Annotated in this window: 6 protein-coding genes; 5 read left to right on the plus strand and 1 reads right to left on the minus strand. The window is 41.4% G+C overall.

From position 1 onward, the window contains the following. The first annotated feature begins 93 nt into the window (after nucleotides 1–93). The 3 genes from AOC35_RS00600 to AOC35_RS00610 all read left to right on the plus strand — a co-directional run bounded on the left by AOC35_RS00600 (nucleotide 94) and on the right by AOC35_RS00610 (nucleotide 18,520). Nucleotides 94–16,431 (plus strand): YDG domain-containing protein, encoded by a 16,338-nt coding sequence (locus AOC35_RS00600; RefSeq protein WP_159077409.1) that lies wholly within the window; start codon nucleotides 94–96, stop codon nucleotides 16,429–16,431. A gap of 22 nt (nucleotides 16,432–16,453) precedes the next feature. Then, entirely contained in the window at nucleotides 16,454–17,233 is a 780-nt protein-coding gene (locus AOC35_RS00605) for a bestrophin-like domain (RefSeq protein ID WP_108645281.1), read from the plus strand. A gap of 435 nt (nucleotides 17,234–17,668) precedes the next feature. Beyond that, complete coding sequence (locus tag AOC35_RS00610) at nucleotides 17,669–18,520, plus strand: formylglycine-generating enzyme family protein (RefSeq protein ID WP_108645282.1); 852 nt, start codon at nucleotides 17,669–17,671, stop codon at nucleotides 18,518–18,520. A 41-nt stretch (nucleotides 18,521–18,561) separates the two neighbouring features. On the opposite strand, the gene AOC35_RS00615 is transcribed toward AOC35_RS00610, so the two are convergent. Beyond that, on the minus strand, nucleotides 18,562–19,563 hold the full coding sequence (locus AOC35_RS00615; protein WP_108645283.1) for a Bug family tripartite tricarboxylate transporter substrate binding protein: 1,002 nt from the start codon (nucleotides 19,561–19,563) through the stop codon (nucleotides 18,562–18,564). Nucleotides 19,564–19,747: 184 nt separating this feature from the next. Here AOC35_RS00615 and AOC35_RS00620 point away from each other — a divergent pair, with 184 nt between their 5' ends. Both AOC35_RS00620 and AOC35_RS00625 read left to right on the plus strand, forming a co-directional pair. Continuing rightward, nucleotides 19,748–20,731: a Bug family tripartite tricarboxylate transporter substrate binding protein gene (locus AOC35_RS00620; RefSeq protein WP_108645284.1), complete on the plus strand. Its 984-nt coding sequence runs from the start codon at nucleotides 19,748–19,750 to the stop codon at nucleotides 20,729–20,731. Between the two features lie 19 nt (nucleotides 20,732–20,750). Then, entirely contained in the window at nucleotides 20,751–22,496 is a 1,746-nt protein-coding gene (locus AOC35_RS00625) for a CocE/NonD family hydrolase (protein WP_245898386.1), read from the plus strand. Nucleotides 22,497–22,553 lie beyond the last annotated feature (57 nt).

Here is a 22,553-nt window from a genome sequence, read left to right on the forward strand (position 1 = left end):
GCGAACTTCCCAAAAAATAAAACCCCAATCCAAGCCGCCCTAATAAGTATAATTTTTATAACTAATTTTAGTTTTGCTGTAACAAACAATGTATTGCCAAACAACTCTCTGCCAACAGGTGGGGTCGTCAATGCAGGGGTTGCAACCATCAACCAGTCCCAAAATACCTTAAATATTAATCAATCATCGCAAAATGCAGTGATTGGATGGAAAACTTTTAACGTTGGATCGAACGCTACCGTTAACTTTAACCAACCGAGTGCAAGTTCTGCTACCTTAAACGTCGTAAATGGTTCTTCAAAATCCATGATTGATGGAGCAGTTAATGCAAATGGTCAGGTGATATTTAGTAATCAAAATGGCGTTGTATTTGGAAAAAATGCTGAGGTTAATGTCGGCGGTATGGTTGCTACCACCATGAATATTAATCAGGATGAATTTATGGCCGGGAATATGAAGCAAACATATTCTGGAAATAGTAATAGTTCAGCTAAAGTGATTAATAAAGGAAAAATTACTGGTAATAATATTAATAGTTATATTGCATTAATGGCGCCTGAAGTAAAAAATGAAGGTGTTATTAGTGCAACATTATCTGGTGCAAATGCAATCGCATTAGTTTCAGGTCAAAAAGTGACATTAACTTTTCATGATCAGCAGTTAATTAATGTTTACGTAGATGCTTCTAGTATTAATTCCTTGATTCAAAATAAGAGATTAATCCAAGTTGATGGTGGAAATATTATTATTGCTGCAAATTCTGCCCAAGCTCTTAGAAACTCCGTAGTACAAAATTCAGGGACTATTTCTGCTTCCGGAATTAATAAAGAGGGTGGAGTAATTACTTTAGTAGGTAATAAAGTGGTTCAAGCAGGTATTATTGAGTCAAATTCAGCTTCTTCAACTGGTGGTCAGGTAAATATAACAGGTAATGAGATTAATTTAACAAGTCAATCTCAAACCACGGCTACCGGAACATTAGGTGGTGGGGAGATTTTAATTGGAAAATCAAATAATAATTCACCATTAACTCAAGTTAATGCCAAAAAAGTAAATATTGATAAAGGGGCAATAGTAGATGTATCCGCTACAAAAAATGGCAATGGCGGCGTTATTCAAGTTTGGTCTGAGCAGACAACGGTAGTAGCAGGTAAATTCTACGCAAAAGGTGGCTTACTTTCAGGTAATGGCGGCACTATTGATACAAGTTCTGCAGGCAAAGTAAGCTACGGAACTGGGTTGATAGTAGATACAACTGCACCAAAAGGAAAGATTGGTAACTGGATTACCGATCCCCTTGAGATAACCATTGACCAAACTGCTGCTTTAGTTATATCAAATGCACTAAAAACAACCAATGTTACCTTGGATGCCACCCTTTCCTCGTGCGGTGGGTTCGGTTCATGCGTGCAAAGTAGTGTTCCCACAATTAGTTTTTTAGCTGGCGCTGATATCTTTTCTCAGAACCAACTGACTTCCTTGTCACTCAATGCGGTAGGAGGTTCTATCAACATTAACAACAATATTACTGCCGGTGCAGTGTATGCCGTGGCGCAAGCGATTAATGTAAATGGTTCGATTAATACCAACGGTGGTACTAATTCAAGTATATATTTAGCAGGCGCTATCATTAATCTTTTAGGTAATATCAATAGTAATGGCAGTAGTAATAATAGTGGTTCCAGTAATTCAAATTCAAGCACATTAAATGCAGCAAACACAAGTACTCGTAATAATCGTCGTAATGGTCAAAGTGGTTTAAATTCAGATAATACTATTTATACTTCTAATGGAGGTAATATTAATATTATTTCTACTGGAGATATTAATATAGGTTCTAATGCTTATATTTCTGCAAATGGTATTAATGGTGGAACAATAAATATTATTTCGATATCTGGTAATGTAAATAATAATGGCATTATTGATTCGATTGGTAAGATAAATAATGGCGGAAATATTACTATTGTCGGTAAAACCCTAACCGAGATTATTGGGGCTTTAATTAGCTCTGAGGGTTTATCTCAAGGTGGAGTCATTAATTTAGGGCAGATTAATAATCTCAGTAATGGCTCTACTTTAGCACCCCCAGCAACTGCTCCTCCATCATTAATATCTTTTATTAATAACGCAGTTGTAACAGCAGTAGATTCAAATAACAGTATTACTTCAAGTAACATTATCTTAGATAGCCAAAGCGCTATTTATTCACCAAACGGCAATATCGTAGTTTTCGGTGAAAAAATCCAAATTAATAATTCAACACTAGTTGCCCAAAATGGTGATATCACTATTGGTCGACCAATATATGGTTATGGTGCACTGGCAAAAATTGCTTCAGTTAGTAATTCAACTTTGACTGCAAATCGTGTTGAAACTTCCGCCGATTTATTGGGTACTCAACTTAATACGGTAGTTGCAAACCAATGGTTGCTTGATCCAACCAATATTACTATTACGGCCTCTGCTTCAACTTCAGGTTCACTAGCATCCGCACTGGCTACAGCTGGAGTCTCCAACATTAGCACAGCAGATATTAAAGCTGCAGTAGATGCAGGTGGCACTGTCAATGTGGTTGCGACTGGAACTATTACCCAAAGTGGCGCACTTGCTTTTGCTCCAGCTTCTGGAGTTACAGGTACCCTGATCTTAGAAAATAGTGCAACTCAAGCTCAGAATATTACTTTATCGGGTGGAATCACATCTTCCGGAGCCGGCACGGTTAATCTAAAAGTATTAGCTGGTGGTCAAGCAATTAGTAGTGGTGCTATTAGTTCAAGTAGCGGTCCAATTAATGTGACGATGCAATCCTTCTATTCAGGTAATACAACCGGTACGATTCTGGGCAGTAATATTTATATCTCCGGTTCAATTACTACAAAAGGCGGAAATTTATTACTTGATGCTACGGGCGGGACAATTTCTGGTTCAACCATAACGCCTGGCCTCATTACAAATGGTGGAATTACAACAGGTGGTTCTATTACCCTGAGTACAACTACTGATGGTCTCGCGGTGGGTGCAGCTACCACAGGTGGAAACTTTGCAGCTGCAGGCAGTCGCAGTTTAGGGACTGGAGCTGGAGCATTTGAGCTTGGCGCAATTGCACCCTTGAATGTTGGCGGTACTGCAACAATTAATATTAGCACAAGTGGTACAGCAGTAATGGGCTTTATTACCGGCGGGAATGTTACAACATCCCCAATTACATCCTATGGCAATTTATCGATTACCGCCACAAACACTACCGCCTCCTTAGCCACGGCAACAGGCATGATAAAAATTCAATCAGCATTAACTTCTTATGCTGGGTCGGTAACACTTAATACAACCGGAAGCGGAGCATCCTTAACATATGGTGTAGATGCAACTGCCGCCATTTCAGGGGCGTCCGGAGTTTCAATTACCAACAACAATTTAATTGGGATTGGAGTGAATACATCAGCCCTAGGCACCATTACCAGTGCAAATGGAACCGTTAACATTACTAGTACTACTACCGGTTCCGGAATTTTGGCTGTCAATTTGGCCGGCTTGATTACTGCACCACAAGTATTAATTACAGCTACAAATAATACCGCAGGTGGTACTGGCGCAACTGTAACTGGAGGCATTACCATTAGTGCTAATAAGAATGGAGCGTCTAATACATTTACTTCGGTCGGAAATGCTTTAGCAATTACATCTACCGTTGGCACATCGGGTCAAGCCGGTGGTATTAGTGTATCGACTGGTGCAATAACGAATAATTCGAACGGAGGTAACGTCAGTTTCGTTACTAACGGTGACATCACAGCAACTGCAGCAATCAACTTTGCAACTGCAAATACCACCAATCATGCTCAGACAATAACTTACGATACGACTTCAGGTAATTTAAATAGTAAGATCATTACTGGTGCTTTTACCTTCAACTCGACTGGAGATACGAGTCCAGTTAATTATGTACAGAAATCGAATGGTTCAGCACTAACGATTGGTGCGACCTCTGTTTCAGGTAGTATCTTGGTTGATAATACCAACAGTGGAACTACTTTAGCTGCCAATGCAACCACTGGTACAGCATTGACAGTGAATGGTGCTTTATCATCAGGCGGCCTACTATTAGGTGGTGATGCAATCGTTTTAAAAGCCATTGCTGGCACTGCTGGTATTGGCATTAATGACGCCGCAGCTAATGATAGTCTAACTGCATCCGTTGGAAATATTTCATTAAACACAACCACCTCTACAGGTGCTGGAATTACATTTAGCAGTCCGATTACAGCGACCACCGGAAATGTCAGCATAACGGGTACATCGACCACCGGTGCAACCATTGCAACAACAGGCTTAATGACCGCAAACTCTATTACTGTTTCGGGAACAGGTACAACTGCTGCAACGGTCGTATCTTTAGGTGCCATGACGATTAATGCCGGTGGCGGTAATATTTCAGTGACTGGCAATGATAGTGCCGCTGGAGCAACTACTGGTATTACGCAAACGGGTGCTATTACTGACAATGCAAATGGCGGCAACATCAGTTTTGTTTCTAATAACAAAATTGCTCAGGCTGGTGCTATTACATTAGTTGCAAATACTAGCGGAACCGCTTCATCAATTACTTTTAACACAACCAGTGGCAACTACCTATCAACCTTAGTGAATGGTGCTATCACCATTAGTGGTTCTAGTACGAGTCCAATTAACTTTATTGCTCTATCAAACGGAGCACCGATTACCCCCGGCGCGATTACGATGCCTGGGTATATTCGTATAGATAATACTTGCTACGGTTGTACTACTGCAGGCGTTTCTGATTTAACGGCAACAAATGTGATAGCGACCCCAACACCAAATGCTACTACCTCGAGTGCGATTACCCTAGGTGGTAATTTAACTTCAGGGGTTGGTATTTATCTGAACGGGATTAACTCAGGTACCGCGGTTGTCGTTTCATTGGGCGCTTTTAACTTAACGGTTACTAGTGCTGCATCTTTCCCAACAGCTGATGTTGCAGCAATTTCAGTCATTGCTAACCACAAAACTTCTAATGCGGGGAATCCCGGAATCTCCTCCACGGGAACGGTTGCCATTCAATCTAGTGGTGGAGATTTGCTATTCCAATCCAACGGTGATATTTCTCTTACCGGTGCACTGAATTTAGCGGCTAATAATACGAATCACGCTCAGAGTATTAAATACGACACGACAAGTGGGAACGGTAACAGTGCAATCACAATTCAATCCATTAGCTCGCAAGGCGCTTCGATTACCTCGCCAGTTAATGTAACCATTCTGTCTAATTCCACGATCACCATTAATGGCAGCATTATTCAAAATGCACCAGGAACAGCTGCAGCTCCGATTAATATTTTGGCTGAGTCTTTTTATACAGCGAATACCTATGCAAACTTTTACGCCTTTGTAAACGGCAGTAATAACATTGATGCAGGTAAAGGTCAAAATGCCCAGTTTATTACTCGGGGTGGTTACGTAGTGCTCGATGGAACAGGTGGAACCATCAGTGGCTTAGGCACTGCTGGTATTACTAATACGATGGGTTCCATTCAAAATGGTATCGTGTGGACTCACAATAATTTACAAATTAATACAACGAATGATGGTTTGGCAGTAAGTGCTTCAACAACTGGTGGTGGTAATGTGATACTCACTACGAGTAGAAGTACCAATACCATGATTCCAGGCAATATGGACTATGGTGCATGGGAGCCTGGTGCAAATCAAGTTATCAATGCCGGCGGCACTTTCACAGCTAATATTCGCGTGATAGGCCCAACGGGTATTGCCTATACACCTGGCGGATTCGCAATAAATTCGCCAATTAATGCCTTGGGCGATATTACCTTAACCACTTTTGGCACAGGTGGTGCTTCTTTAAATACCCCAGCTATTTATTTAACCTCACCATTTACTAGCTATTCAGGTAGTGTCAATTTAACGAGTTCTTTAGTGACTCCACAACTCAGTATTAAAGTGGGTGCAGCAATCTCAGCAGCTACCGGTGTTACTTTAACCTCGAGTGGTGGTACGAATATTGGTGTGTCATCAGTTGCTGGTGGAACCATTACGACTACTGGTGGAGTCGTGAATATTGTTTCTACAAATTCCACAACAGTGTACGGCGTTTCAATTGCAGCCTTAATTACTGCTCCAAAAGTAGTCATTACAGCAACCAATCCTAACCTAACGGGTGAAGGTATTAATATAACGGGCGGCATTACGATTAGTGCCTTGGATGCTGGTTTACCAAATACTTTTGCAACTGCTGCTGATGCTTTGACATTGACCTCCACCGTTGGAACAAGTTGTATCACTGGCGGTATCAATGTAACGACGGGCGCTATTACCAATAATTCGAACGGTGGTAACGTCAGTTACGTTACTAACGGTGATATTAATTCTGTCGCTGCGATTAGCTTTGCAACAGCAAATACCACTAACCACGCTCAGACAATAACTTACGATACGACTTCAGGTAATGTAAATAGTAAGATCATTACTGGTGCTTTTACCTTTAACTCGAATGGAGATACGAGTCCAGTTAATTATGTACAGAAATCGAATGGCTCAGCTTTGACGATTGGTGCTACTTATGTGTCCGGAAGTATCTTGGTTGATAACACGAATGGTGGAACTACTTTAGCTGCCAATGCAACCACCGGTACTGCAGTGACTGTGAATGGTGCTTTATCGTCCGGTGGTTTACTATTAGGTAGTGATGCAATAACTTTAAAAGCAATAGCAGGTACTGGTGGTATTGGTATTAATGACGCCGCAACAACATACTCATTAACTGCCCCAATTGGTAATATTAGCCTTACCTCTACAACTTCTACTGGTGCGGGTATTACTTATGCTAGCCCAATCACCGCTACCTCTGGTTCTGTCAGCATTACCGGCACTTCAACGACTGGAGCCACCATTGCTGCAACTGGTGCGATAACCGGTTTAGGTATTATGGTGAACGGTACTGCTACAACTGCCACAACCATCACGAGCTTAGGTGTGATGACTGTGAACGGACTTTACGTCTCGGGTACAGTTTCGGCACCAAGTTTTATTTCTAATACGAGTGGCACCTACATTGGCACGATTGCGACACTACCAACTTTGACCTCCGCTGCGATTGCTGGAACGAATGCAGGGCTCACAGGTAATATTCAATCAGCCACAGTGGTGTATGCCGTGGCTGGTAATACTGCTACGAATGCGAACTATTTATTAGGTTGGGGTGCGGCAACTGCGCCTTTGACAAGAATAGTGCAGTTAAATCTTCAGATCATTGGTGGTCAATTAATTGCAACTGAGACTGGAGCTAAAACAAGTACTACGGCATTAACTACTGGTGCTGGTACGAACATTAATACCTTGTGGACTGGCGGTACTGTTGCTACTACGCAGTCAACTTCTCTAGTAACTGCTGGATACGGAATTGCTAATCTTGGTTTTAGTGGTTCGCCTGTATTTACGAATACTGCAAGCGGAGGTCTAGTTGTGAGTGGTACTGGAACTGCTGGTGGCAATACAGGCATTACGCAAACTGGTGTCATCTCACAAAATGTGAGTGGCGGAAATATTACATTCACATCTAATAACAAAATTGCTCAAGCGGGAGCGATAACTTTAGTTCCTAATACTTCTGGTGTAGGTTCAACGATTACTTATGACACAACTAGCGGTAATCTAAATAGTACTATTGCTACAGGTGCATTGGGTATTGGGGCTGGAACTAGTTCATCGGCCATTAATTATGTTCTGAAATCATCTGGCTCAGCTTTAAACATCAGTGCTACCAACGTTCCAGGTTATATCCTAGTGGACAACACCAATGGTGGAGTCACTTTAGCTGCGAATGCAACAACTGGTACAGCAATCACGGTTAGCGGCGCATTAACATCTGGAGCCTTAGCAGGTTCTAATGCAATTACGCTGAAGGCAATCGCTGGCACTGCTGGTATTGGCATTAATGACGCCGCAGCTAATGATAGTCTAACTGCATCCGTTGGAAATATTTCATTAAACACAACCACCTCTACAGGTGCTGGCATTACATTTAGCAGTCCGATTACAGCGACCACCGGAAATGTCAGCATAACGGGTACATCGACCACCGGTACAACCATTGCAACAACAGGCTTAATTACCGCAAACTCTATTACTGTTTCGGGAACAGGTACAACTGCTGCAACGGTCGTATCTTTAGGTGCCATGACGATTAATTCAGGCGGTGGTAATATTTCTGTGACAGGTAATGATAGTACTGCTGGAGCTACTACCGGTATTACGCAAACGGGTGCTATTACTGACAATGCAAATGGCGGCAACATTAGTTTTGTTTCTAATAACGCCATTAATCAAACAGGCGCAATAACAGTCGCAGCCAATACAAGTGGCAATCTATCTAGCATTACTTACGATACTACCAGCGGAAACAAAAACTCTACAATTACTTCAGGGGCCCTGACCTTAACAGGTGGTGTGGCTGCATCTAATACTGCAATTAACTATATCGTAAAAGCATCTGGCGGAGCAATAACTGTTCCAGCTACAGTAACAATGCCGGGCTATATTCTTTTGGATAATACCTATGGTGGAACAGCAGGATCAGGCGGAACTCCCTCAACTGGTTTTATTACTCTAACAAACGCATCAACTGTCTCGACAACCGCTACTGCTATCTTGGTTAATGGAAGCCTTTCATCTGGATTGTATGCTGGGACGAATGCTATTACGATTAATGCAGTAAATAGTGCTTCACCTGCGACCTCGCTTGATGCGTTTCTCATGACCGGAACTTCAACCATTACTGCGACAACTGGCAATATCAATATCACTGGTTTATCAACCCAAAACAATGGTATGAGTATTTATGGTGGTTTAAAGACTTTAGCTGGTGACGTTAACCTAATCGGTGTTACCGCAGTCAACGGTGTGAACATTGCGACAGGTATTCGCATTATGAATCAAGTGGGTCATGTTAATGAAGACATACTTGCTAACGGTAATATTACTATTAATGGTGGTTCTGCTGCGGCTAGTAGCGGGGGACGTGCTGTTACTCTTGATAACGGCTCCGTTGTTGCAACTGGTAACGTTATAGTTAATGCGTACAACTACAATACCGATAATCTTCAGTCGTCATTTGCTTTAACAACTGGTGCCAATGGCGTAATGTTTGTTCAAGCGGGCGGTAACTTCATTATTAGTGCAAATGCGGGACAATATAATTCAAGTGTTGGTGCACGCCTTTACCAAATCACAACTAAGATTGGTGGCAATTTTGTAGTTCAAGATGCCGTTTCAGGTTCAGTAACGAACTCAACAGGAACTACCATTGCAAATCTTTCAACTGCGGGGGCAGCTGGTAGTGCTGTTCAAGGCGGACTTTACGGCATCTATATTCAGCAGTCTAATCCGTTTACCTATAACGGAAGCACATATAACGGTATGAATGCCACAGGTAATATTACAATGAACGGCTCAAGTAATGGAACCACGGGTATTGGTGTGTACATGGTATCAACGCCAAATTTAACCACTACTTCGGGCAACATCAACATCACAGCTAGTACAACAACGGCCGGTGATGTTGCAATGAATAATACTAGCGGTATTTTCACCTCTGGGGGATCCATCAATTTAACAGGTACTTCATCTACTGGCGTATCTATTCAAAATGGGGCATCAATCAGTGCAGTTTCTGGTGTGACGATTACTGGTACATCTACTTCAGGAACATCTTCTGGTGCTTACGGTCAAATTAATATGAACGCTAACGGTGTTACTGGCTTACAAAATACAGTAACAAATACTGGTTCAGGGGATATAACGATAACCTCAACGGGAAATATTAATAGCTCCTCTTTGCTAAATGATTCAGGTACAGGTGGTATTAATATTACTGGTGGTCGTAGCATAGCTGCTGGAACTATTACTGGCGGAACTATTACAGCTATTGGAACTCTTGTAAATACTGGGGGTGGTGTAATTTCTTTATCTATGGCACAACCTACGTCAGTTACTGGCGGTGCTATTGAAACTGCTGCAGGCGTAACCTCAGCAAATGCCTCAGTAGCTTCTAACGTTGCTTATAGCCAAGTTGGTGGAGTGATGGGCGCAATTAATTCAACGACTTTAAATAACGTGAACTATCGTGTGGGCGTAATATCCCCAACAATAAGTGTTGCATTAACAGGTAACTACTCAGCCGTGTATGGAACTGCATATAACTCTACTTCTGCAAATACTTGGATTCAAAGCGCTAGTCACGCCACTCCAACAGTCACAGGTGGAGGTTTTGGTTCAGCCCCAACAACTGCACAAGTTCTTGCAAGTTTGTCCTTTGCAAGTAATTTGGGGACCGTAACTAATTCAAATTTAGTTCAGAGTACGACTTCCTTAATCGGAACAGCAAAAATTTCATCCCCATATGGCTCGGTTACCACTACTGGAACTTCAACTTACACTATTACACCTGCAACTTTAACTATTACTGGCAATTCAACAAATAGTATTTACGACGGGGTAAGTAATTACGGAACTTTAGCTAATAACGGTTATACCGTTTCCGGACTTGTTTCCGGATTTACAGCCTCAACTGGAACTGTTACTGCTTCAAATGACTCTGTCAGCTCTGTTACACACGTTGTTAAATTAGGGGCTACACCCGTAACTAATAGTGCTGTAGCACAATCAGGTACCTTTACAGATACACCGTCAGTCGCAACTGGATCTGGATTGTCAAATTACACCTTTGTATACAATCCTGGAACATTTACTGTTAATAAAGCTAACTTAAGCATTACACAGAATTCCGCAAGTAACGTTACCTATAATGGCGCAATTCAAAATGGCCTAACAACTTATACTCCAAGTGGATTATTAGGAAGTGACACGATTACTGGGTTTGCAACCAATAATGCTGCAACGGGGACTAATGCTGGAACTTACACTGGTACGATTTCAGGTGCAACAGGTTCAGGATTATCCAACTACACAATTAGCTATAACGGTGGATCACTAGTTATTGGTAAAGCGAATCTTTCTGTAACACAAGATAGTTCAAACCTTACTTACAATGGATTTACCCAGTCTGGATTAACTACTTATACCAAAAGTGGTTTATTAGGCAGTGACACGATTACTGGGTTTGCAACCAATACTGCTGCAACGGGTACTAATTTTGGCACCTACACAGGTACTATTTCAGGGGCTACTGGAACTGGTTTATCCAATTACACAATTAGTTACAACAGTGGATCACTGGTTATTGGTAAAGCGAATCTTTCTATAACACAAGGTAGTTCAAACCTTACCTACAATGGATCTGCTCAGTCCGGTTTAACAACATACACACAAAGTGGATTATTAGGAAGCGACACGATTTCAGGCTTTGTAACCAATACTGCTGCTACAGGTACTAATGTTGGCACATACACAGGCAGCATCTCGGGAGCAACTGGAACTGGATTATCCAACTACACAATTACTTACAACGCTGGATCACTGGTTATTGGTAAAGCGAATCTCTCGGTAACTCAGGGCAGTTCAAACCTTACCTACAATGGATCGGCTCAGTCTGGTTTAACAACTTACACATCCAGTGGTTTATTAGGAAGTGACACGATTACTGGGTTTGCAACCAATACAGCTGGATCGGGTACTAATGTTGGTACTTACACAGGAACCATTTCGGGGGCAACGGGTACAGGCTTATCCAACTACACAATTAGCTATAACGTAGGATCACTTGTAATTGGTAAAGCAGCTTTGACAATTAGTGGCGGAAATACGAGTGCTACTTTTGATAACACGACGCATACCAATACTTACAATATTACGAGTGGTGCACTGTTTGGATCTGATATTATCTCTTCAGTCAGTGGTTTAGGAAGTGGCTTACATGCTAATACTTACAATGACTCTGGCCTTTCAGCCAGTGGAACAGGCTTATCGAACTACACCATTAGTTATGTACCAGGAAGTCTAACTATTAATCCAGCAACCCTGACTGCTGCAATTACACCAAATGTTGCAACCTATAACGGCACCAACGTTCTCACCAATGCGACTGTTCTAAATGGAGTGATTAATGGCACGACTGTTAGTGGAACTACTTCACTCACATTAAGTGGAGTGAATGCTGGAACACAAACGATTACGAATAACGGTACCACCTTATCAGGTGCTAATTCTGGTGATTACGTAATCGCAAGTTCATCGATCCTGAACAATGGTGGGATTGGCGCTGTAAATAATCAAGTGACACCTGGTGCTGGTTTAAACAATAGTGGCTCAACGATTGTGATTGTGCCAAAAGCATTAACAGTGACTGGTAGTTTAACTACGCCAACCTACAACGGTAATGCTCAAACCAATACTTATACCGTAACAGGTTTAGTTGGAAGTGAGATGATTACTGCTACCGGTTCTGCTCAAGCAACGCACGTAGCACAAGGATTGATTGCTGATAACTTAGTACCGGTCGCTGGGGCAAGCACATTACTTTCGAACTACAGTATTACGACGACCAATGGATCTATCCAGGTTAACCCACTGGCAATTACAGGAACGGCACAAGTCAACGGTAAAACCTATAACGGAACGACCGCTGGAACGGGAACAATTGCATTAACCGGAGTACTTCTAGCAGATCAAGGAAGTACAACTGCAAGTGGTACTTTTGCATTCGCTAATGCAAATGCAGGTGCTGCTAAAGCTGCAACAGTCTCAGGTGTCACGATTAACAATACCGACTACTCCGTCACCGTTGCGCCATCAGCAGGTACTGCAACAATTACCCCAGCAAATTTAACAATAGCTGGTAACTCAACCACGCCAACTTACAACGGTAACTTACAAACTAATACTTATACCGTGACAGGTGCAGTACCTGGTGAAACCATTACTGCAACCGGTTCTGCTCAAGCAACCCACGTTGCGCAAGGTTCAATCGCTGACAGCTTAGTACCAGTCGCAGGTGCTGGAACATTGCTCTCGAACTACAGTATTACAACGACCAATGGTTCTATCCAAGTAAATCCACTCGCGATCACTGGAAGTGCTCAGGTTAATGGCAAGGTTTATAACGGCACAACCTCTGGAACTGGAACGATTATATTAACTGGGGTATTACCAGCCGATGTCGCAACAACAAGTGCAAGTGGCACCTTTACCTTCGCGAACGCTAACGCTGGTTTAGGGAAAACAGCGACGGTATCAGGTGTCACGATTAACAACACAGATTACTCAGTTACTGTACCGCCATCAGCAGGTAGTGCAACCATTACTGCTGCTACTTTGACAATTACCGGCGGTACGAATAGTGCGACCTTCGATAACACGACTCACACTAATACCTACAGTATTACAAGTGGTGCACTGTTCGGATCTGACGTTATCTCTTCAGTCAGTGGCTTAGGAAGTGGCTTGCATGCTAATACTTACAATGACTCTGGCCTTTCAGTCAGTGGAACGGGCTTATCGAACTACACGATTAGTTATGTACCTGGAAGCTTAACAATAAACCCAGCAACATTGATAGCTGCAATTACACCAAATGTTGCAACCTATAACGGTACCAACGTTCTCGCCAATGCGACTGTTCTAAATGGAGTGATTAATGGCACGACTGTTAATGGAACTACTTCACTCACATTAAGTGGAGTGAATGCTGGAACACAAACGATTACGAATAATGGTACAACCTTGTCAGGCCCTAATGCTGGTGATTATGTGATTGCTAGCTCATCAATCCTCAATAACGGTGGCAGTGGCGCTGCAAATAATCAAGTTACCCCTGGAGCTGGTCCGAACAATAGTGGTTCAACGATTGTGATTGTGCCAAAAGCATTAACGGTAACTGGTAATAACACCACGCCAACATACAACGGTAATCCTCAAACGAATACTTATACCGTAACTGGTTTAATACCTGGAGAGACGGTTACTGCCACTGGTTCAGCTCAAGCAACACGCGTAGCACAAGGATTGATTGCTGACAACTTAGTACCGGTCGCTGGGGCAAGCACATTACTATCGAACTACAGTATTACAACGACGAACGGATCTATCCAGGTTAACCCACTAGGGATTACAGGAACGGCTCAAGTAAACGGTAAAACCTATAACGGCACGACGGCTGGAACGGGATCAATTGCATTAACCGGAGTACTACTAGCAGATCAAGGAAGTACAACTGCAAGTGGTACCTTTACATTCGCTAATGCAAATGCAGGTGCTACAAAATCAGCAACGGTATCAGGTGTCACGATTAACAATACCGATTACTCAGTCACCGTTGCACCATCAGCAGGATCAGCGACCATTACCCCAGCAACTTTGACGATTGTTGGTAATACAACTACACCAACTTATAACGGTAACTTACAAACAAATACTTATACTGTGACAGGTGTAGTACCTGGTGAAACCATTACTGCAACTGGTTCAGCCCAAGCGACCAACGTAGTGCAAGGATCCATTACGGATAACTTATTGCCAGTAGCTGGATCAGGTACATCACTGTCGAATTACAGTATTACAACCACTAATGGCACTATCCAGATTAACCCTCTCGCAATTACTGGCACAGCCCTAGTGAATGCTAAAACGTATAACGGCAGCACACTAGGAGCTGGAACTATTTCCTTAAGTGGTGTATTGCCAGCTGACGCTGCAACAACCACTGCAAGTGGTACCTTCACCTTTGGTAGTGCGAATGTAGGAACGCAATCTGCAACAGTATCCAACGTGAGCGTTAACAATCCTAATTACTCAATTACTATGCCATCCTCTGTGGCTGGTACCGCAATCATTGCGAAGGCAGCACTGACGATTAGTGGTGGAACGACTAATACAACCTTCAATAACACGACACTTACAAACACTTACAGTATTACGAGTGGTCAATTATTTGGTTCAGATACAATCGCCTCTGTGAGTGGCTTAGGTAGTGGCTTACATGCTAATACTTACACCGATACGAGTCTAGCAGCAAGTGGAACTGGTTTATCCAACTACACAATTAGTTATGTAACTGGATCATTAACAGTTAATCCTGCCAGCCTCACTGCGACGGTTACTCCTAGCTTGACAACTTACAATGGTAGTAACGTAATAGCTAATTCTACAGTCTTAACGGGTGTGGTAAGTGGTACTAGCGTAAGTAGTACCACTTCACTCACTATCAATGGAATAAACGCTGGTTCACAAACAATCATTAATAATGGATCGACTTTAACAGGTCCGAATGCATCCGATTACATCATCGTCAATTCTTCATTGAGTAACAACGGTGTAAATGGTGTCACCCCAACTAATAGTGGTGGAGTTAATGGTAATTTTGGTGGAACCATACTAATTGCTAAAGCACCATTAACGGTTTCTGGTACTAAAGTCTATGACGGTACTGGAACCTTCACTTATCTCAATATGATGGTGAGCGGAGCACAAAATGGTGAAATAATTTCCCTCACTTCTGGAAGCGCGCAAACTTCCAGTCCTAATGCTGGAAGTTATGTTGGTACAAGCATCAATAACTTAGCGATTGCTGTATCTGGCGGAAGTGCCCTAAGTAGTAATTATCAGTTACCAAATTCTGGTTCATTTAATGTAAGTCCTGCACCTGTAACTAATGCTGGAACACCTCTTACGTATCGCTCTGTCGTTACTTCTAATGTCAGTTCCTCCCCATCATCAGTGTCTGGTATGGGTGGACCGTTAGCTAACCCTAATGGCGTGGTTGTACAACTAGCAAATAATTCCATAACTAATGGAACAGCTTTAACCTCCTCACAAAACTCTAACTCAAATAATGGTAGTGAACCTTCATTAGGAAATAATACAACTACTTCACAAGCAACTACCACTGCGAATAATAGAGCTAGACCACAAACAAATACTTCTTCAAGTAATCAAGGTAAAGCAGCCCGTAAAGGAAATGGTAACAATAAAGCTAATTCCAAAGCAGGTGCAAATCTTCAGAATAATATTAATTCAAATATTTCCAACTTTGCTAGACCGAATGGTTCTAATTTTGGTTCAAATGTAACAAAGGGAGATTTCACTCCAAGAAGAAAGACCTATTCTTCAACTAAAAATGGGCTCAATAGAACAGGTAATAGTAACAACTCTAATATCAATTCAATTGATGATGCTAGGAACAGTTTGAGCGGAACTAAACCAAAGTATTCAAATGGGGGGTGCGGTAGTGGAAAGTCCGGAGTTGGGGCAGTAACTTCTGCGAATCGCTCATGTTCCCAACTAAGAGCACCAGGAGATGCATTAGCTAATTCGTATCATGAAATGGAATGGCCTGGAGCGCATAAAAACTATACAGGTAGTTCAGCAAAAGCAATCGGCACAATCGATTACAACAAAAAAATGGATATGAACTTTATGATCAATCTCATTATTCTTTTCTAAAAGCTCTAAAAAGGATCTCACTATGGCTCACTGGTTACACACCTTATCTAATTACCAAATTGGATTTATATTTGTATTTTCTTTTTTACTGATTTCGGTGATTATCCCCGCAACGATCAGATATAAACTGGATTTAAATCCTAGAGATTCAATTGCAGCTGGTGCTGATGAGTCTTACAAAATGTTTATTACACTAGCTTTAGTGATGATTGGATTTAGCTTGGTGCAATTGCAAGGCGATCATAAGAACGTGGAGGATCTTGTTTCTAGAGAGGCAACACTTAATTTAAAAATTGCAAGTTTGTTGACTCGTTATGAATCGGACGATGCCAATCAAGCAAAGGTTGCTTTGGTAAAGTACGTTCAGTCTATCGTTGATGATGAATGGCCTGAATTGCAAAATGATAAGGGAAGTGACACTACTGCCGTCAAACTGAAAGAGTTGACAAAAGCAATTAGTAACTTAACTCCACGTTCAAGCGAACAAGATACCATAAAGGGAGATATAGACATTACCCTAACACAAGTGGTTGATATTAGAGATGCCCGGATAGCGACTACTAGGCTATATTTACAAACATATCTATGGGGATCACTTTCTTGCTTCTTATCTGTATTGATATTCTTTGGATGGTTCATTAATCCATTGTCGAGAATGATCTTTTATGTAGGTGGGGTGACACTAGGTATCTCCATGCTGATATCGCTCATTTTCATACTGGAAGACCTCTATCGAGGGGAAAGTGCCCTGATACCAAAACCATTTTTAGACATTATTCCGATCATTATGAAACCCGTATAGCCTCATTTTTTTAAAATGCAAATTTGGAATTAAGTGGATGATTAAACTTAATTCCAAATTCTTACATAAAGAGTATGGAAACTCTTTGATCAATTTAACTGATTAATCAAATACCAACGACTATTTAGGTTATTAAGAAAAAAGTTCGTTGGATCAATCCTAACTAAGTTCAGCTCCCCCAAACATGGTATGAATTTCACTAATTATCTTCGAATCCAAACTAAGGTTTAGTCAATTCAATTTAATCCAAAGTTGGCGTAGAAATTATCCGTTTAATAACTTTTGATAATCTATATCTTCACACACATCGATTTAGGATATTTGATAATATAAAACTTCAGAGTTATCATCAAATTTTGCTCATGTCTCTGAGGATATTCACTGTAAGAATGTCGTTGTTACAATTTAGCAAGCTTTATAAAATATTGGAGAAAAATGCATACTAAAGTTACATCAGCATATTTTGCTAAGCGGGTATGCCCTGGTATATTTTATTTGCTTGCTCTAGTATTACTGGTTCAAGCCAAAGTAAATGCTAAAGAACCAAGCCTAGCCAAAACGATGGCGTTCATTTCAGAGGGGGCTTTCACGATGGGCTCTAATGTGGGACCCGATGATGAAAAACCTGAACATACTACTTTTGTTAAAGCATTTTATCTAGATATTCTTCCGGTCAGTAATGCTGATTTTGCGCTTTTTCTTAACTCTCGTGGTCTGCAAAATCAGCAAGGTGAGAGCTTTTATGATGATGACGATCATGACGCTAGAATCCATCTCCAAAACTCAACATGGCGAGCTGATCAGGGTTATGCATCACACGCCGTGAATGAAGTGAGTTGGGTCGGAGCGCGTGATTACTGCGCATGGTTAAATAAGAGATTGCCGACTGAGGCTGAGTGGGAAAAAGCAGCGCGTGGTCTAGATGGTCGGAAATATCCATGGGGTAACTCACCACCAAATGCCAAATTAGCGCTGTTTGGCGCACCCTTTAATTCATCAGCGCCAGTTGATGCTTTCCCAGAAGGAGCAAGTCCCTATGGAATTTTAGATATGGCCGGTAATCAATGGGAGTGGGTATCCAGCGCTTATCGTCTTTATCCTTACAAACAGGACGAAGGTAGAGAAAACCAAAGTGCGGGACCGGTCCGTGCAACGAGAGGTGGTGGACATGATTCAAATGCCCAAGAAATTACTACTACCCAGCGAGGCAGATATTTATCCCGTAATCCCAAAGCGGGTCACCACAATATTGGTTTTCGGTGCGCAATGACGAATCAATCAGGTTGATTAAATTTCTTAAATCTTTCCTTGTGCAATGAATGTATTACTTAACCTGGATTGGCGCCAATTTTTTTAGCCAATTCTTTCATTGCCAGTAAATCTTTTTCAGTAAACTTTTTAAAATTATCTGGAGAAGATAAAACACTCACTAAACCTGCCTCTTCAAATTGTTTTTTTACCTGCGGGTCATCTAATGCTTTTACTATCTCTTGGTATAAACGATTTACTAATTCAGGAGGAGCCTTGGCTGGTAACCAAACACCAAACCAACCAATTAACTCATATCCTGTGACACCTGCTTCATGCATTGTTGGCACATCAGGTAATTCATTCCATCTAGTTGGACCAGTAATTGCTAGCGCTTTTAATTTACCACTCTGCACTAAAGAAAGTAAATTTTGTGTGCCCACAAAACAAAGGTCGATATGACCCCCCATCAAATCAGTAATGGCTGGTGCTGTTCCTTTATATTCAATATCTTTCATTTTGATGCCAGTCATTGTTTTCATCATTTCTGGGGCGATATAGGTAATATTGCCAATACCGGCTGCCCCATAATTTAAACCTTTAGTACTCGTCTTAGCATATTGAATAAATTCTGAAACTGAATTAACTGGCATATTTGGATTGACCACAAAAAGCTGCCCATAATTTCTAGCTAGCATTGTTACTGGCGTGAAGTCTTTGATTGTGTCAAATGGAATATCAGCATTGAAGGCTGGGTTTGATGTCATCGAACCCGTAGATAGCAAAATCGTGTAACCATCTGGATTGGCCTTGGTAACAATACTCGGTCCAATAACACCACCTCCGCCGCCACGATTATCAACTAACACTGTTTGACCAGTCACAGTGCTCAAGCGTTGTGAAAGAATTCTTGCAATCGTATCAACCGGACCACCGACTGCAAAGGGAATAACAATTTTTACTGGCTTGTTTGGATAGTTTTGAAAAGAGGATTGTGCAAATGGCGTAGTCATAAGCAACATACTTGAAATACAAATATAGAAGTTCTTAAAAACTCTTGCACCTAAGCATGGTAAGTTCATTTTTATCCCCTTTTTTATTTTTAGAGTATCAGTAATTCCGAGGATTTTTATTTGAATTAGGGGTAATTACTAATCTCTAGATAGTAAATTTTTATTATTCTAAATTCGTACTCTTTCCTTTTTGAATTTTGACCTATCTATTTTTGAATTCATGTAAGATAAATAAATAATAAGGAGACACACCATGTGGAAAAAAATGGTTGTAAGTTTATCTATTTCTTTTTTGGGAATTAACTTTTGTTTTGCCCAGGATAAAAATTCCGGCACCTTTCCCCAACATATTATTAAGTTAATTGTCCCATTTACTCCGGGTGGACCTGCTGACAACTTAGCTCGCCCACTTGTAGAGATGTTAAATAAGCGATATGGGTATCAAATCATTGTGGAGAATAAGCCAGGGGCAAACACTGCGATCGCTGCACAATATGTTGCAAGATCTAATCCTGATGGTTATACACTGCTGTTTGCAAGTGACGCGGGGATGTCTTTAGCTCCAGCCACACAAAAAAATATTCCCTATGATCCAGCAAAAGACTTTGTCGCAGTTAGTATGGTTGCGCAATTAACGCAAGTGCTCTTTGTAAACGCTAATTTACCGGTAAAAAATGTCAAAGAGTTAGCTGACTTAGCGCGTAAGTCGCCCAACTCCCTGTCCTATGCTACCTATGGAATGGGCAGTCAAAGTCATGTCTCTACCGAAGCAATGGATCGACTCCTTAATATTGAAATGGTGCATATTCCCTACATTGGCGCCTCTACCGCCTTTCCAGATCTAATTTCTGGCAACACACAGGTAATGATGTCAGCCATTTCCGGACCTCTGCCTTATATTCGGGCGAATAAATTAAAGGCTTTAGCGATGGTGGGACCAGAAAGACATAAATCACTACCGGAAGTTCCAACCATCAGTGAGGCAGGCCTTCCTGGCTTTGAATCAAGAGGCTGGTTTGGTGTGGTCGCGCCAGCAAAAACACCACCAGAGATTGTGAAATTATTGAGTGAGAAGATCTGGGAGATTTCACAAACAGAGGATTTTATTTCACAAGTAATAGATCGTCAGGGATTTGATGTGGCAAAAGTTAAACCTTCTGAATTTCCTGAGTTTTTAAAACAAGACCGAATTAAATGGAAAACGCTAGTAGATCAAATGGGTAATGCATTAAATTAATTTTTTAGGATAAAACATGATGCAAATGAAACAGGAAACGCGTGATGGAATGCAAATTGAATGGGACATGCCCATTCTCATGTCGGATGGTTTAACTCTCAGAGCTGACGTATTTCGACCCATCGGAGAGGGCCAGTTTCCAATTATTATGTCCTACGGGCCCTATGCGAAAGGCTTACATTTTCAAGAAGGCTATAAAAGCCATTGGGCGAGACTAACTAGGGCGGTTCCATCTTTACTAACGAAAACGAGTAATAAATACCAAAATTGGGAACTCGTCGATCCCGAAAGTTGGGTGCAAGATGGCTATGTCATTATCCGTATTGACTCGAGAGGTGCAGGCAGATCTCCAGGCTTGATGGACTGTTGGTCAGCACAAGAAACACAGGACTTTCATGAATGTATTGAATGGGCTGGTGAGCAAGCTTGGAGTAATGGGAAAGTGGGCTTAAACGGTATCTCTTACTATGCCATGAATCAATGGAATGTTGCTGCAACAAAGCCAAAGTATTTATCTGCTATCTGCCTGTGGGAAGGGTCCTCCGATTACTACAGAGAATTAGCAAGGCATGGTGGTATTCTGTGTGACTTTTTAGATACTTGGTATAAGCGTCAAGTGTTAGGTGTGCAACATGGTGTTGGCGACCGCGGATCTAAAAGTATTGTGACAAATGATCCAATTGCTGGCCCATTAAATTTAAGTGATGAAGAGCTTCTTAGAAATCGATTAGAAATCGATTCTGAAGTGTTGAATCGAGAATTGATTGATGATTACTATTATGCACGGATGGCTGATTTTTCTCAAATAGACGTTCCCTTACTATCCACCGCCAATTGGGGTGGACAAGGTCTTCACCCAAGAGGAAACTACGAAGGCTATTTACGTTCAGCCTCAAAACAAAAATGGTTAGAAGTTCATGGCGATACACACTTTACCCATTTTTATAGTGAGTATGGCGAGCCATTGCAAAAGAAATTTTTTTCCTACTTTCTAAAAGGGGAAGATTCCGGTTGGGATAAACAAGCGCCTGTCTCCCTCAATATTCGCTGGCCAGGAGAGAAGTTCGTCTTACGTCCTGAGAACGAATGGCCTATCGCTCGAACTCAATGGACAAAATTTTATTTAAATCCCGAAAATCAAAGTCTAAGCCCTGAAAGAAACGCCGCTGAGAAAATCTTAAGCTATCAAACAATGTCAGATGGAATTCGTTTCATGACGGCGCCGATGACTGAAGATTTAGAAATTACCGGTCCATTAGCAGCAAAATTAAGAATTTCCTCAGACACAATTGATGCTGATTTATTTTTAGTTGTTGGCGTTTATGATCCTGAAGGCAAAGAGGTCGTCTTTATCGGTTCCAATGACCCAAGGACGCCAGTTGGACTGGGTTGGTTACGTGCATCCCATCGTAAAATTGATCCACAAAAATCGACTCCTTACCGTCCTTGGCATACTCATGACGAAAAACAACCGCTGATTCCAAATCAAGCGGAAGAGTTAGATGTCGAAATCTGGCCAACCTCTATAGTGGTTCCGAAAGGCTACCAGTTAGCCCTTAGCATTCGTGGTAAAGACTATGAATTCGATGGAACCGCTGCACCAATTCCCAATGCGCCATTTCCAATGAAAGGTGTGGGGCCTTTTACGCATACTAATCCAAAGGATCGCCCACCACATATTTTTAATACGCTAAATCACATCCACTTCTCAAAGGACTTCACTCCCTATATTCTTTTACCTATTATTCCAGCTAAAAATGACTAGAGTTCTTTAACAAGAATTTATTCTGTAAAATGAATTTTTTGAATCTGGATTGAAGTT

It is taken from the genome of Polynucleobacter rarus (assembly GCF_003072505.1).
Taxonomy (GTDB): Bacteria; Pseudomonadota; Gammaproteobacteria; order Burkholderiales; family Burkholderiaceae; genus Polynucleobacter; species Polynucleobacter rarus.